The sequence below is a fragment of the Rhizobium sp. X9 genome (genome assembly GCF_018873185.1).
Classification (GTDB): domain Bacteria; phylum Pseudomonadota; class Alphaproteobacteria; order Rhizobiales; family Rhizobiaceae; genus Agrobacterium; species Agrobacterium oryzihabitans.
This window is the reverse complement of sequence record NZ_CP071312.1, coordinates 1,962,388-1,977,305: the sequence shown is the minus strand read 5'-3', so window position 1 is coordinate 1,977,305 and position 14,918 is coordinate 1,962,388. Positions and strand designations below refer to the sequence as shown.

The 14,918-nt window shown below is 60.2% G+C and carries 12 protein-coding genes; 3 read left to right on the top strand and 9 right to left on the bottom strand.

Translation table 11 applies throughout. The annotated features are described in order from the left end of the window. Positions 1 to 7: 7 nt before the first annotated feature. Positions 8 to 1,141 carry an ABC transporter ATP-binding protein gene (locus JZY08_RS23990; protein ID WP_216331915.1) on the bottom strand — a complete coding sequence of 378 codons (1,134 nt, stop codon included), beginning with the start codon at positions 1,139 to 1,141 and terminating at the stop codon, positions 8 to 10. Beyond that, a complete protein-coding gene (locus JZY08_RS23985) occupies positions 1,141 to 2,994 on the bottom strand; it encodes an iron ABC transporter permease (protein WP_216331914.1) in 1,854 nt (617 codons plus the stop codon). Before JZY08_RS23985 ends, JZY08_RS23990 begins: the two co-directional genes overlap by 1 nt. A gap of 518 nt (positions 2,995 to 3,512) precedes the next feature. Between JZY08_RS23985 and JZY08_RS23980 the strand changes: the two genes are divergently transcribed. Continuing rightward, positions 3,513 to 4,499: a LacI family DNA-binding transcriptional regulator gene (locus JZY08_RS23980; protein ID WP_216331913.1), complete on the top strand. Its 987-nt coding sequence runs from the start codon at positions 3,513 to 3,515 to the stop codon at positions 4,497 to 4,499. A 41-nt stretch (positions 4,500 to 4,540) separates the two neighbouring features. On the opposite strand, the gene JZY08_RS23975 is transcribed toward JZY08_RS23980, so the two are convergent. The 4 genes from JZY08_RS23975 to JZY08_RS23960 form a co-directional block, all read right to left on the bottom strand. Next, positions 4,541 to 6,184, bottom strand: a complete 1,644-nt coding sequence (locus tag JZY08_RS23975) for a Na/Pi cotransporter family protein (RefSeq protein ID WP_216331912.1) — start codon at positions 6,182 to 6,184, stop codon at positions 4,541 to 4,543. 97 nt (positions 6,185 to 6,281) lie between these two features. Continuing rightward, positions 6,282 to 7,964 (bottom strand): metallophosphoesterase, encoded by a 1,683-nt coding sequence (locus tag JZY08_RS23970; protein ID WP_216331910.1) that lies wholly within the window; start codon positions 7,962 to 7,964, stop codon positions 6,282 to 6,284. Next, the gene (locus JZY08_RS23965) at positions 7,958 to 8,566 is read right to left on the bottom strand and encodes a dual specificity protein phosphatase (protein ID WP_003498887.1); all 609 of its coding nucleotides are present in this window, start codon (positions 8,564 to 8,566) and stop codon (positions 7,958 to 7,960) included. The genes JZY08_RS23970 and JZY08_RS23965 overlap by 7 nt, the downstream gene beginning before the upstream one ends. Before the next feature lie 53 nt (positions 8,567 to 8,619). Further along, the gene (locus tag JZY08_RS23960; protein WP_216331908.1) at positions 8,620 to 9,459 is read right to left on the bottom strand and encodes an inositol monophosphatase; all 840 of its coding nucleotides are present in this window, start codon (positions 9,457 to 9,459) and stop codon (positions 8,620 to 8,622) included. A 216-nt stretch (positions 9,460 to 9,675) separates the two neighbouring features. Here JZY08_RS23960 and JZY08_RS23955 point away from each other — a divergent pair, with 216 nt between their 5' ends. After that, on the top strand, positions 9,676 to 9,972 hold the full coding sequence (locus tag JZY08_RS23955) for a PRC-barrel domain-containing protein (protein WP_078052845.1): 297 nt from the start codon (positions 9,676 to 9,678) through the stop codon (positions 9,970 to 9,972). A 181-nt stretch (positions 9,973 to 10,153) separates the two neighbouring features. Then, on the top strand, positions 10,154 to 11,674 hold the full coding sequence (gene proP / locus JZY08_RS23950; protein ID WP_216331905.1) for a glycine betaine/L-proline transporter ProP: 1,521 nt from the start codon (positions 10,154 to 10,156) through the stop codon (positions 11,672 to 11,674). 66 nt (positions 11,675 to 11,740) lie between these two features. On the opposite strand, the gene JZY08_RS23945 is transcribed toward proP, so the two are convergent. From JZY08_RS23945 to JZY08_RS23935, 3 genes are read right to left on the bottom strand one after another with little or no spacing between them, the layout of a single operon-like run. Further along, a complete protein-coding gene (locus JZY08_RS23945; protein ID WP_216331903.1) occupies positions 11,741 to 12,466 on the bottom strand; it encodes an SDR family oxidoreductase in 726 nt (241 codons plus the stop codon). A gap of 57 nt (positions 12,467 to 12,523) precedes the next feature. Then, the gene (locus JZY08_RS23940; RefSeq protein ID WP_216331901.1) at positions 12,524 to 14,134 is read right to left on the bottom strand and encodes an FGGY-family carbohydrate kinase; all 1,611 of its coding nucleotides are present in this window, start codon (positions 14,132 to 14,134) and stop codon (positions 12,524 to 12,526) included. A 25-nt stretch (positions 14,135 to 14,159) separates the two neighbouring features. Continuing rightward, complete coding sequence (locus JZY08_RS23935) at positions 14,160 to 14,891, bottom strand: SDR family oxidoreductase (protein WP_082184971.1); 732 nt, start codon at positions 14,889 to 14,891, stop codon at positions 14,160 to 14,162. Positions 14,892 to 14,918: the final 27 nt, after the last annotated feature.

Genomic DNA, 14,918 nt, shown 5'->3' with positions numbered 1-14,918 from the left:
GTCGTTTTCAGTTGTAGGAACTGCTCCTCAGCACCGTGTCCGCCTCGGTAATCCGCTGCCCCTTGGCGTCGAAGGCATGCAGGGCCTCCGGCGGCACGTGGAAAAACACGCGGTCGCCACTGTCGACGCGCGGCAGGGCATGGGTGGTCAGGAACAGCGTGTGGTTCTCGCTCCTCAATTCGAGAATCCAGCTGCCACCTGTGGGAAGCACGCCCGTCACCGTCATTTCTCCGGAGAAGCTGCCCTGCGGCACATCCTCCCGGCTTGCCGCATAACCCATCGCCTCCGGCCGCATGCCGACCGAGGCAATGCCGCGCAATTGCGGATAACGCGTTGTGAAATAGGCCTCCGCATTGTCGGCGATATCGGACACACCGGGCTGGCCGAAGGTCAGGATATTGATCGGCGGACTGCCGACAAATTCGGCGACGAAGCGGTTGGCCGGGCGGTCGTAAATATCGTTGGGCGTGCCCATCTGCTGCAGCGTGCCCTCGTTCATCACCGCAATGGTCGTGGCAAGCGTCATGGCTTCCCACTGGTCATGCGTCACGAAGACGATGGTGGTCTTGAACTCCTTGTGCAGCCGCTTCAGCTCGGCGCGCATTTCCAGCCGCAGCCGGGCATCGAGATTGGAGAGCGGCTCATCCAGAAGCAGCACACCCGGATTGACGGCAAGCATGCGGGCAAGCGCCACACGCTGCTGCTGCCCCCCGGAAAGCTGCGACGGATAACGGTCACGGTACTTGGCAATGTCGAGCGCCTGCATGACGCGCTCGACACGCTCCTCCCGCTCGGCTTTCGGCAGCTTGCGCAGGCGCAGGCCGAAATCCGTGTTGCGCTCGATGGTCAGATGCGGCCAGAGCGCGTAGCTCTGAAAAACAAGGCCCATTTCGCGCTTTTCCGGCGGCACGAAGATGCCGTCGTTGACAGAATCTATCACCCTGTCGCCGACACGGATTTCACCGCCGGAAAGATTTTCAAGGCCCGCGATCATGCGCAGTGTCGTGGTCTTGCCGCAGCCGGAAGGGCCGAGCAGGCACATGAATTCGCCGTCGCGGATTTCGAGATCGAGATCGGAAACCGCATTTGCGGAATTCACACCGTAGTTTTTCTGCGCCCCGCGCAGGTTGATGGTAGGCATCAGCTTCCAAGTCCTTCTGCAAGATTTGTGCGGGTCAGTTTCTGGGCCAGCAGGGTACCGAAATAGGCAATGCCAGCGATGATCAGCACCACGGCGTTGGCGGCCTGCGTATAGTGGTAATCGACCAGCCGCAGCGAATAGGTGGTCAGGACATCCGTGCTTGGCACGGCGAGGATCACGAACAGGCTGAGGCCCTTGATGCCCGAGATGAAAGGCAGCAGAACCCCCGTCACCAGCGATCCCTTCTGGATCGGAATGACGATCGAGATCATGCGGCGGAACCAGCCGGCACCGGCAATCTGCGCCGCCTCTTCCGGGTCCTTTCCAAGCTGTGTCATGGCCGAGATACCCGCACGTGAAGCATAGGGCATCTGGTCGGCGATCAACGCCAGGATAAGGATTGTCACCGTGCCATAGAGTGCCGGCATCGGCCCGCGTGGCACCGCAAACAGCGAGAGATAGGCGGCGGCAAAGGCGATGCCCGGCACCAGATAGGGCAGGAACGTGACCTGACGCAGATAGACCGACAGCGCCCGCACCGGCGTGCGGATGACGACGTAACCGACCAGCAGGCCGAGAACGCCTGATGTGAGCGAGGCAAGACCGACGATCATCATCGTGTTTTTCGCAGCCGCCCAGAGATCGGGGCTCAGAAGAACGCCGGTCTGCAAGGCCACCGTGTTGAGATTGCTGCCAATCCAGTAGTCGAGCGTGAAATTGTCGAACGTGAATTTGGCCGGCATCTTCATGACGGTCGAGAGAGCGAGTGTAAGCAAAGGCAGGCCGACGCTGAGAATGAAGACAGCGGCCGCAAAGCCCGTTGCCGGAAGACGCATCCTGCCGAGACGGCTTTGCCGGTTCATGGAACCCTTGGAGCCGATCGTCACGAAACGCCGGGCTTCGCGAACGAGGCGGGCATCGATCATCAGCGTGATGATGCCGATGAGCATGATCGAGGCAGCAACGACACCGGCAACACCGGTCTGGCGCGAGGCGATGCTGCGGAACAGCGATGTCGACAGCACCTCGAACTTCACGGGAAGGCCGAGAACATAGGGTACGCCGAATTCACCGAGGCACTTTGCAAAGATCAGCACCATGGAAGAGAGCAGCGCCGGACGCATCAGCGGCAGGATGACCTGCAGAGCCACCTGGTAACGATGGGCGCCAAGAATGCGGGCCGAATCCTCCAGCTGCGAGTCGAAACGGCGCAGCGCCGAACCGAACAGCAGGATGACGAAAGGTGTGTAATGCAGGGCAAGGATGATGGTGATCGGGAAGCGCCCATAGGCCACCCAGTCCGGCGGTGTCAGGCCCATCGCCTCGAACCAGCCCGGCTGGCCACCGACGGTGCGGTTCTTGAACAGCGTCGTCCAGGCAAGAGCGAAGGTCCAGGCGGGCAGCATATAGGGCACGATCAGCGCAGTCGCGAACCAGCGGCGACCGAACATATCCGTGCGGCTGATAAGCCAGGCAAGCACCGTGCCGATAACCAGCGAAAGCGCAATCGCCCCCAAAGCAACGGTGAGTGTGTTGAAGAGCGGATACCAGAAAAGATCCGTTGCGACGGGCGAGAAGAACGCCCTGTCGAGATAATAAAGCGTGAGATCACCGACATCCTTGCCGAGACGCCGTTCGTGACCGAACTGGACGCGGACGGCATCGAGCACAATCGAGATGATCGGAACCACGATCAGATAGGTGAAAAGCAACGCCGTCAGCACGCCGATGAGTGTCGTCGGCTCCCTGAGCGCGACCTTGAGGCGATATCGCCAGGCCTGCCATGCCGAAGGCGCGGTCGTCGGGGGACGCCCCAGTGCCTCCGCCTTCGTTGATTCGCTTAAAAGAGCCATTATTCCTCCCCATATGGCCGCAACATTGCTCCGACACGCGGGCAAGCATCTGCCTGCGCGCAACCTGCGATACAGGCGGCGCGTGCGTCGAACATGAGCAATGTGTCAATGCTTCAGCAGCGGGCATATCAGGCCCGCAAGCAACGATGATCCAGCTCCTCCTGGGAACATCGCCGGCAAGCAAAATATAGAATGAAAATTCCATAAAATGCCTGACCTTGGAATGCATGATCGATCCTAAACGGCATTTTGTCAACGAAAAAATGCACACGCGATCATTAGTTTATCATATTGTTTTTAAATGATTTTATTGATTCATTTTTGCGAATTTTCACGCCGGCCCGTGCACAAGCGTCTTTTCCGGCAAAATGATGATGAAAAGGACGATATATTTGCTGGCGGAAGCAGGGATCGCCTTTCCTGCACAGGAGCGCCTGGCATCAGAAATATTACGATTGGAATAGTCGATCCCCTATGGCCTGTGATATCAGACATGAGGTTTCACAAGGGGGAGTTGAATGACGAGAGGGTTCGTGACGGCCGAAGAAGTGGCGAAAAAGGCCGGGGTTTCGCGCTCCGCCGTCTCGCGCACTTTCACCCCCGGCGGCAGCGTATCGAAGGCTGTCCGGCGCAAGGTGTTGAAGGCCGCACACGAACTTGGCTACCGCGTCAACCGTCTGGCCCAGGGTCTTAACAATGACCGTTCCAATCTCATCGGGGTGGTCGGGGCCAATCTTAGCTCGCCATTCATTTCAAAGCAGCTCGATCTGCTCAGCATCGGCCTTTTACGTCGCGGCCTGCAATGCCTGCTGTTGAACGCGGCGGATGCGCGCAAGGATATCGCGCCGCTGATCGAGCTGCTCTTCGAGTTTCGCGCTCAGGCCATTATCGTCCTGTCCGGCGAGCCGCCGGCCTCGATCGTCGACGAGTGCATCGCCAACGGCGTACGTCTCATTCTCATCAACAGGCTCCTCGACCGGACCGATACGAACATGGTGCTGAGCGACGATTCCCACGGTGCCGATCTCGCCGCCACGCGGCTTGTGGAGGCAAAATGCAGGAAGGTCGCGGTCGTTTCCAGCGGCAGCCAGACGCCGGCACAGTTGCGCCGCGCCGGCGCTTTCACCCAGCGCATGAGCATCGAAGGCATCGAGGTTGTCCCCTGGTCGGGCGGCTCGACGAGTTATGACAGCGGTTATCAGGCCGGCTGCGAATTGCTGGTCGACAAGACGATAGACGGGGCCTTCTGCGTGAACGACCTGCTCGCGCTCGGTTTCATGGATGCGGCGCGGCTGGAAATGGGCCGCCGGGTGCCGGAAGACGTGTCGATCGTCGGTTTCGACGATATTCCTCAGGCCGGCTGGAAAAGCTATCAGCTGACCACCGTCGCCCAATCCTTCGACGCGCTGACCGAGAAGGTCCTGACCGCGCTTGACAGCGACGAGCCGGAAACGCGGCTTCAGGTCGTGCCCGTTGCGATGGTCGAGCGCATTACCGCGCGTTAGAAAGATGCACACAGGGCATAAAATTGCTGCGCGATTTTGCTCTAACCCGCCTGCTTGATCCGGCTTTCGATCAGAAGACCGCTTTCATCGAGAATTGGATGGGCGACGGCGGCGATATGGGCGTTGATGCGTTTCAGATCGCGCAGCATGTCGAGATGCACGGAGCTTGTCTGGATGCTGTCGGCCCGGCCATCGCGCAGACGCTGGAGATGACGGTCCGATGACTGCTTTTCCAGCCGCCGCACATCTTCCTTCACCTCCACCAGCCGGCGGGCAAGATCGGCATTGCGGGTTGCGAAAACCGATTGCGCCATGCGGATATTGTCGAGCGTGATGGAGAAAAGACGCTCCAGTTCGCTTTTGCCGTCATCGGAGAAGCTAAGACCGAGGTCGATCTTCTTGGCGATTTCCGGGCGGATGCCCTTCTCGATGATGTCGCCGATATGCTCCAGATTGATGGCATATTCGACGATATCCATCGCGCGCCGCTGGTCCTTCTGGCACAGTCCATCCCGGCCAACCTTGAGGACATAGACCTTGATGGCGTGCTGGATACGATCGACCCGGCCTTCCAGCGCGCTGATATCATTGAGTTTCGAAAGATCGCTGTCGCGCATGGCGTCGCTCGCCTGACGCAGCATGCGCTCGATCAGGTCACCGACCAGCATCACTTCGCGGCTCGCCCCGGCAAGAGCCGCAACCGGCTGGTTCAGATCGTGCGTGTCGAGATAGCTGCGGCTGCTTTCGGCTCCCTCTTTTTCCGGCAGCAGCGCGGTCGTCACCCGCAGCAGCAGGGGCGATAGCGGCCATGCGATGACGGCAACCGCAAGGTTGAAGATGAGATGCGCATCAACAGCAAGATTGGCGTGCGAGAAAGGCGACATGTCGAGCAGTGCTGCGCCATATCCCGCAAGCGGCAGGGCTGCGACACAGCCGGTCGTGCGGACGATGAGGTTGCCGAGCGCCACCCGGCGCGCCGCAACCGGCGCCTTCAGCGTTGCCAGCACCGGCGGAACCGCGCCGCCGAGATTGGCGCCGAGCACCAGCACGATGACAAGGCTCGTTTCGATGCCGCCGCTTGCCGCAAGTGACAGGATGAGAACGACGATGGCGAGGCTGGAGGACGCCAGCACGGCCAGTACCGCCGAAAAGATCAGTGCAACCGGCCAGGCATTGCCAAGCATGGAAATGAAGAGGTTAAGCGACTGCGACTGCCGGATGGGATCCGTGGCCGCCGAGAGAAGATGCAGGGAAAGCAGCATCAGACCGACGCCGGCAAGGGCCGCACCTGCGCCCTGTCGCTGCACCGATTTTCCACGCAGCAAAATGACACCGGCAAGGATCAGCATGGGCGACAACCAGCCAAGCCCGAGTGCGACAATCCACGCCGTTGTGGCGGTTCCGACATTGGCGCCGAGCAGCACGATCTGCGCCATCGCCGGTGCGATGAGGTCTTTTTCGACGAAGGAGGCGACCATCAGCGCCGTGGCAGTCGAACTCTGCAGGGCGATCGTCGCCACGAGGCCGGCGATGAAGGAGCGAAACCCGCCACGGGTACCGGCCGCCAGCCCGATGCGAAGCCTGGCGCCGAAAGCACGGGACATCCCGTCCTTGATCTGGCCAAGGCCAAAAAGCAGCAGGGCCACCGCACCGAACAGATTGATGCTGACAACGACCGATTCCACTAGATCACCTCGCCTGTCCTGCCTGCCGCCACTCTTCCCGGAGGGGCCGCTGAGATGCCCCGTTCACATCGCCGATTGCGGCGAAAAAATCTTCGTATCACACCGCAATGGATTGACGTTGCGGTATGAGACGCAGTTCCAGATGTCGCGAACCGCCTTCGGCACGCTCTAGAAACAGCCCGAGGGCGCCGAAGAAGATTTCGATAAAACTCTTAACCGAACCGTCGTGATGATCGGGCTCACGGCCAAAACGCGCCGCCAGCGCCCGGTAAAGGGAAAGCCGTTGAGGCTCGATATGCGCAAGCGCCAGGCCCGCGCCCTGACGCAGACAATACCAGTCGGCAATCAGCTCGAACATCGGCAGCACGGAGGACAGGACGGCATCATGCGGGGCAATATTCTGCTCTCCCAGCAGGCCGATAACCTCCGATACGGTTTTATCCGCAATCGCCGCCACGATCCCGGCTGGCCACTCCTTTGTGAAATAACGATGCCTGATCAGCGCGCGTTTATGGCCAAGCAGGAAATCACCGTAATCGCCCGCCGCAAACGCCGGATCGTCGTCCTCGCCCGCAAGTGCGGTTTCCTGCGCATAACCCCGGCAAATGCGATCGTTGATCGGCAGGGCGGCCATTTCCACCGTTTCGACGGAAACTTCGTGCTGCGAAGGATGCACAATCTTGAAGGCGGGCGGAAAGGCGACCAGGGACGGCACGGCGATATTGGTGAGCGAGGTTTCGCCCTCCCCGCGCCGGGTCACGCCTTCCACATGCAGATGCCCGCTGAAATGAAGTTTAAGCCCGGCCTTGATCAACGCATCCTCAACTGCCTTGCGGGGCGTGCGGCGGACGACATTGGTTTCGCCGAACAGCGCGCTTTCGGCACCGCTTGCGCCATCGAAGGGATCGAGCGCCGGATAGTGGGAAAAACCGAGCAAGGTCTTGCCGAGCGCCTCCGCCCTCTCACGCACATCGGCAATCCAGTCGATGATGAAGGGTTTGCTGCGCAAGAGCGCATTCCAGCCGCCGGAGGTGCTGTCGGTGAAGGCTGCTTCTTCACCCCTCTCGAAAACGCCGTCGAGCGGTTCGAAAATATTGGCGTCGATCATCAGCAGCCAGAGGCCGGGTTCCGGCTCCACCAGATAGGAAGCGTCCATCAGCTGGTAGACATTGCGGCCATCGGGCGAGCGCACCTCGTAGAGCCGGTCTTCCGCCGCATCGGAAAGCCCGAACGGTGTTTCCCAGTGCAGGTAGTCCGGCTGGCGGAAATAACCGAAGGCCGCCATTGGCTCCAGGCCCGCAGGATAACCTTCGCAATACATCCGGTCGCTGATCACGACCCGGTCGCCGGCCCGTCGCGCATCGCTCGAAACGGAAAGGCATTTGCCGTTCTCCGTCAGGAATTCCTTGGTATGGTGCCGGCCACGCGGACCGAAAATATCGTGATTTCCGGGCAATGCATAAAAGGCGGTGCCATGGGCATCGCGATGGTGCTCCAGAATGCCCTTCAGTGTCTCGGAGGTCGCCCGCTGGCCGTCGTCGGTATAGTCGCCAAGCAGCACCACGTGGCGAATGCCGCGCTGCCGCACCTCTTCGAGCGCGGCATGCAACGCATCGGCGCTTTCGTTGAAAACACGGGTGGATTCGCGTGTATCCGACCAGCTGCGCATGGTGATGCGCTCACCACCGATCTCTATGCCGGGGAAACCGAAATCGGCCGCCGTGTCATGAAAATGGGCATCGGCAATAACGGCGACGGAGGGAAGCGTGCGTTTCAGCATGATTGAACAGTCTTTCTGCCCTCGACCATGTCAATCCAGTCGGAAGCACGGCGGGCTGCGGCATAGAGCATCGGTTTCGGCGTCTCGAACCATTCATCCGGGCGCAATTCCCGCTTCGTGCGGATCACGGCCAGTGCATCGTCAAGTGTGGGATAGAGATGCGGCTGCTGCTTGTGCAGGAAGAGCGCGACCAATGATACGGACCGGCTGCGGCCGCTGCGGCAATTGACGAGCACATTGCCACCATCGGGGAAGGGATAGGTTTCCCGCTTCGGCATGGTCTGGCGAAGCGCACCGTCGAGGATGTAGTAGGCCCCCAGCATCATGGTGTCGGGGCTGCCTTCGCCATCGATGAGACCGAGCTTGTAATAGCGGATATCGCCATAACCCACGGCACGCCTGTCGCCCTCTTCGGCCGTCGCCTGCACGAGATTGATATCCAGATTGACGGCGCAATTAACGACGGTGGTAATGCCGTGCCGGCGCAGGAGCCCAAGATCGCTCGCACCATCGCTGCCGCCGATATAAAGCGCAGCGTTATGCGGGCCGAGCCCTTCCGCAATCAGGCTGATCGCAGGCCGGGCATAAACGGGTCCATCCATGTCATTCCTCCACATACACCAAGCACCCGTCACGGACGGGTGCCCGTCTAAATTCAGGCCGATAGGGCCTGCTGCCGATCCGAAGGCTGCCGCTCTGCCAATGGTATCTTCGATGCCTGGCTGACGCCGCTCGCAACGCCGCCAGCTGCGGCCAGCACCGGCCCACCATCTTCAAGACTACCAATCTCCAGGAAAGGGCAGACATCGCCGCCAGCTTCGCTGACGAGTAACAGTCCCGCAAGACAATCCCATGAATTCATGTGCAATTCGAGATAGGCATCGGAACGGCCATCGGCCACATAGGCAAGCGCCAGCGCGCCGGAACCGGCGCGGCGCACATTGGCGCCCATATCAAGCAGGTTCTTGACGACATCGAGATAGGTGGCATTCGCGATACGGGTCGACCAGCCCATTTCGATAGAGGCCGCATCGAAACGCTCCGTTTCAGCAACCCGGATGGGCTGTCCGTTGCGCGTTGCCCCCTCTCCGCGCCGGGCGAAATAGAGCTCATCGAGAGCCGGATTGTAGATCGCGCCGAATTCGGTTTGCCCGTTTTCGACATAGGCGATGGAGATGCAGAAATGGGGAATGCCGCGGGCGAAATTCGCGGTGCCGTCCACGGGATCAACGACCCAGACGCGGTCACCGATCACACCGCCGCCCTCTTCACCGAAAAAACTGTCCTCGGGGAAGCAGGCAGCGATCGCTCCGCGAATATGCGCTTCGGATGCCGCATCCGTCACCGTCAGAAAGTCCTGCGGACCCTTCATCGAGAAGCTGCGTGTCGCCTCGCCCTCAAAGCCTTTCAGCACCAGCTCCCCGGCGGAAAGAATAACGCTGCGGCACAGTTCGGCACGGGCTGCCAACGTATCCGGATAGGGCATCGAGTCCATGCGAAATAACCATCTCTATAAAGGTTGAACACGCGTTCATATTGCACACGTGTTCATTCTTTTCAAGCGCGATTTTTAGACGGGCCGCCTATAGGGTTTCATAGCAGCCAGCCGTGCGTCCCGACAATCGGTTTGCCACAACATCCACCATGCGCGATGGAACGGTTTCGCCTTGCGGGAGTTCATCTCTGGCAACCCCAAGCAGGAGGAAGAAAAGTGGATCACACCAATCACGTACGCCTCGTTGAAACGGAACTGACCCCGTCCGTTCTGGAAGGTGCCACAGTTTATGGCGCAGATGACCACAAGGTCGGCAAGGTCGATCATGTCCATGGCGTTGGCGCTGGCAGCACCGCAATCATCGACGTTGGCGGCTTTCTCGGCATCGGCGCAAAGCCCGTCGCAGTCCCGCTCAGCGACCTGGATTTCATGCGCGACGAGGATGGCGATGTCCACGCGGTCACCTCATGGACCAAGGACCAGCTCAAGGAGATGCCTGAGCACCGCCATTAATCTTTAAAAAACGCCCGGCTGCCAGCCGGGCGTTTTTCTTTGTCTTACCGGGCTACCCCGTTGTCACCCCCAATATAGCCGAAGGCCCGATTGTTCTGCCGAGAGATGGAACGCTTCAGCGAATCGAGCATTTTCATGACGTTTAAAAAATCGCGCGCAATGCAGTTCAAGGGGACAGTGATTGAACAACCAGATACAGGCCACTCCGCTGAGCATCGACGACGTCACCGTCATCGATGATGAGAAGGTCAAAAAGGCGGTCACGGCAGCCGCTCTCGGCAACGCGATGGAGTGGTTCGACTTCGGCGTCTACGGTTTCGTCGCCTACGCCGTCGGCAAGGTCTTTTTCCCGGATGCTGCCCCCGCCGTTCAAACCGTGGCGGCGCTCGCAACTTTCTCCGTTCCCTTCCTTATCCGCCCATTGGGGGGCGTATTTTTTGGCGCCATGGGTGACAAATTCGGGCGTCAAAAAGTCCTCTCCCTGACAATCATCATCATGGCCGCGAGCACCTTCTGCATCGGCCTTATCCCCGGTTATGCCACCATCGGTATATGGGCACCCATTCTGTTGCTGTTATGCAAGCTCACCCAGGGGTTTTCCGTCGGCGGCGAATATACCGGTGCGGCCATTTTCGTGGCGGAATACGCGCCTGACCGGAAACGCGGTTACCTTGGCAGCTGGCTCGACTTCGGCTCAATCGCCGGCTTCGTGCTTGGCGCGGGGCTCGTCGTGCTCCTCAGCACCGCAATGGGCGAAGCCAAGTTCCTCGACTGGGGCTGGCGCATTCCGTTCTTTCTGGCAGCACCCCTCGGGTTGATCGGGCTTTATCTCCGCCACGCGGCGGAAGAGACGCCCGCCTTCACCGAACGCCTGCACCGGGCCGAAGAAGAAGACCGGCAGTCGCTGAAAGAGCGGCCCATGGTTCCCATCGCCGAGATTGTCAGCCAACATTCCCGGTCGCTGGCAATATGCATCGGCATGGTCCTCGTGACCAACGTGACCTATTACATGCTGCTCACCTACATGCCGACATATCTGTCAAAAACGCTGAATTACAGCGAGGACCATGGCGTCCTCATCATCATCGCGGTGATGGTCGGCATGCTGTTCGTCCAGCCCGCCATCGGGCTTTTGAGCGACCGCATCGGGCGCAGGCCGTTTCTGGCGGTTGGCAGCACGGCGATCCTGTTTCTCTCGCTGCCGGCATTTCATCTCATTGCCAGCGGGCAGGTTGTTCAGATTTTCTTCGGACTGCTCATCCTCGCGGTCGCGCTCAATTGCCTGATCGGGATCATGGCATCCACCCTGCCAGCGCTCTTTCCAGCCCGCATCCGCTACAGCGCTCTGGCTATCGCATTCAATATCTCGATCATCGTGGCCGGGCTGACGCCGACACTCACCGCATGGCTGGTGGAGGTCACGGAAAATATCTATATGCCGGCCTATTATCTCATGGTGGCGGCCGTCTTCGGCATCGCAACAACGTTTTTCCTCAAGGAAACAGCCAACCGGCCGCTTTATGGTGACACACCGAATGCGTCGAGCCGAAAGGAAGCCAAATCGCTTCTGGCAGAGCAATATCTGCACATCGAGAAAAGCGTCGAGGAGATAGACGACGAGCTGCTCAAACTTGAAGAACAGAAGGAAATTCTTCAGGCAAAACGCAATCAGCTGGTTGGTAAGCACCCGGATCTGACCTGAGCGGGATATCCAGTCCTGAGACAGGATGCGCGGCAATACATTTGCACCCCGCGCATCCCCTAAACGTCAGACGGCGAGGAACCCGCCATCGATGGGCAACACCGCGCCGGAAATCATGCTGCTATCATCTGACAGAAGCAGTGCGATGCTCTGTGCCACGTCTTCAGCCTCGGCAAAGCGCTGCAGCGGATGGCGAACCATCATCGGTGCGCTCTTGGCCGGATCGTTCCATGCTTCGGCAGCCAGTTCAGTCAGCGTGATGGTGGGTGCGACAGCGTTGACGCGGATGCCATGCGGCCCAAGTTCCTTGGCGAGAACGCGGGTCGCGCCTTCAAGCCCGGCCTTCGACGCGGCGTAGCAGAGATGATCCTGAAAACCGCGATGACCGGCAATCGAGGTGATGTTGACGATTGCGCCGCCGCCACCCTTTGCAACGCGGGCGCGGGCGAATTCCTGGCAGGTGACGAGTGCTGCACGCAGGTTGATGCCGAGCACGGCCTCATACCCTCCGTCGCTCATATCGAGCACGCTTTCGAGCACGTTGATGCCCGCGCTGTTGATGAGAAAATCGCACGGACCCGCCTCGACCATCGCGGCCCGCGTCGCCGCAACATCGGCGAGATCGACACGGATCGAGCGGCCGCCGATTTCGCTTTTCAGGCTGTCGAGATCGGACTGCGTCCGGCTGATTGCCACGACGTCAGCGCCACGCGCAGCCATCAGGATGGCGCAGGCGCGGCCAATGCCCTTGCCTGCGCCGGTGATGATGACGGATTTTCCGGAAAACTGCATGGAATCCTCGTTATTTTGCGGCCAATACGGCCGGATGATCTAAGCTTGTGACGCGGTTCAGGAATGGCTGGCGGAGCGAATGGCACGCGCCGCATCCTGCAAGGCCAGAAATGCGTCGTAACGCGACTGGTGAACCTTTTGAAAAGCAGGGTCAGGCGCCGCACAGCTGGCGATCCGCGACATGGCGGGCATCGCCGCCATCAGGTCCGGATAGGTTCTCGCAGCAACCGCGCCAAGCATCGCAGATCCGAGAAGCACCGGTTCTTCGCATTCGGTCAGTTCGACGGGAAGCCCCGTTGCGTCCGCCAGCAATTGCCGGGCAAGCGGATGAGCGCCTGCCCCGCCGCTGACGCTGACGGTTTCCACCGGCGCGCCGTTGCGGGCCTGCGTCTCGATGATCTGGCGAAGTCCGTAACCAAGGCCGAGAAGGCCCGCCACATAAAGCGCGACGAGGGAGTCCACACCGGTCTCCATGCCATAACCTGCAATGACCGCGCGGGCATGGGGATCGGCGAAGGGAGCACGGTTACCGAGAAACTCCGGCACCACATGAAAATCCTCGGCGATCCCGACTGCGGCGGAAGCGGATGCGGCAAGGGCAAGAGCGCGGTCGGCAAGCCATACCGGCAAGGCTTTGCCTTCCTTCCCGGCAAGCGCTTTTGCCTCGGCAAAGGCCGGGTGCAATTGCACCAGATAATCGATGGCGGCACCGGCGGCGGACTGGCCGCCTTCATTGAGCCATGCGCCGGGAACCATGGCGGAATAATAGGGACCCCAGACACCCGGCACGAAGGCGGGTTCGGCGGTGGTCGTCATGGTGCAGGAAGAGGTGCCGAAGACATAACCGAGGCATCGCGATGCATCACCGCCCGCAGCCACCGTGCCAACGCCACCGGCATGCGCATCGATCAGGCCTGCGGCAACGGCGGTCCCCGCAACCAGCCCCATGGCTTCTGCGGCTTCTTCCGTCAAGCCGTTGCCCAGCGCCGTGCCGGGATGGACGACGCTTTCACCGATACGGCGGAAACCCTGCTCCGCCAGATCGCCAAGCCCGATGCGGGTAAAATATTCCGCGTCCCACCGCTCCTCATGGGCGAGATAAGTCCATTTGCAGGTGACGGTGCAAGCGGAGCGATCGAGCGCGCCTGAGGCTTTCCAGGTGAGGAAGTCCGTCAGGTCGAAGAAGTGCTCGGCGCGAGTATAGATGTCCGGCCTGTTTTCGCGGAGCCACAGCAGCTTGGGCGTCTGCATTTCCGGGGAAATCCGGCCACCGACATATTTCAGAACGGCATGTTCGCCGGCATTGATCCGCTCCGCCTGTTCGACGGCGCGGTGATCCATCCAGACGATGATATCGCGTTCGGGATGATCCGGCGCGCCGACCGGAAGGGTCTCACCATCAGGCCCGCGCACGACGAGTGAGCAGGTGGCATCGAAACCGATGCCAACCACGGATGAAGCATCTATGGCAGCCTGCGAAACGCTTTCCCGCACGCTGTCGCAAACGGCCTTCCAAACCTCACCGCTCGATTGTTCGGCGATGCCGCCGTCCTCACGGTGCATCGTGATCGGGCGCTTGGCGGTGGCCAGAAGCCTGCCCGCCACATCAAAGACACCGGCACGGGCAGAGCCGGTACCGACATCAACGCCAATCAGGTAGGAAGCCATTTGCGATACTCCTTGGGAGTGTAGTTTAAACGCGATCGAAGTTGGTGGGCAGCACCAGCATGTCACGGATGGTGACGGTGCGCTTGCGGGTCAACATATAGACCACCGCATCGGCCACTTCACTCGCATCGATAAGGCTGCCCGATTCCTTGGCCTTGCGGAGGTTTTCTTCCGGCCAGTCTGCCAGAAGTGCGGAAACGACGGGGCCGGGAGAGACCTGCGCGACGCGAACGCCGTGGGGGATCATCTGGCGGCGCATGCCCTGTACGAAGCTGGTGATTGCCCATTTCGAACCCGAATAGACCGGCTCCCAATAGGTCGGGAAATGTCCGGCGATCGAGCAGGTCACGACGATGTCGCCGGTCTTGCGCTCCGACATATGCGGGACGACGGCCTGCACGTTCTTCATGACCGCATTGACGTTGAGGTTCAGCATCTTGTCGATGGCTTCCGGCGTCGTTTCGGTGAGGTCACCACCAATATAGGTGCCGGCATTGCAATAGAGGATGTCGATATGATCGACCTTCTCCAGAATTTCCGGGATCATGGCATTGCAGCTGTCGGCATCGAGAAGGTTCGTCACCTGCGGGATGGCACGTTCGCCGAGCTTGCCGGCGAGTTCATTCAAGGCTTTCTCGTTCCAGTCGACCATGACCACGGTCGCGCCCTGTTCCAACAGGGCTTCAGTGGTGGCCAGCCCGATACCGGATGCGGCGCCGGTTATGACTGCGATCTTGCCTTGCAGCGATTCAGACATTTAATTCTCCTGCGTTTTTAAAGATGT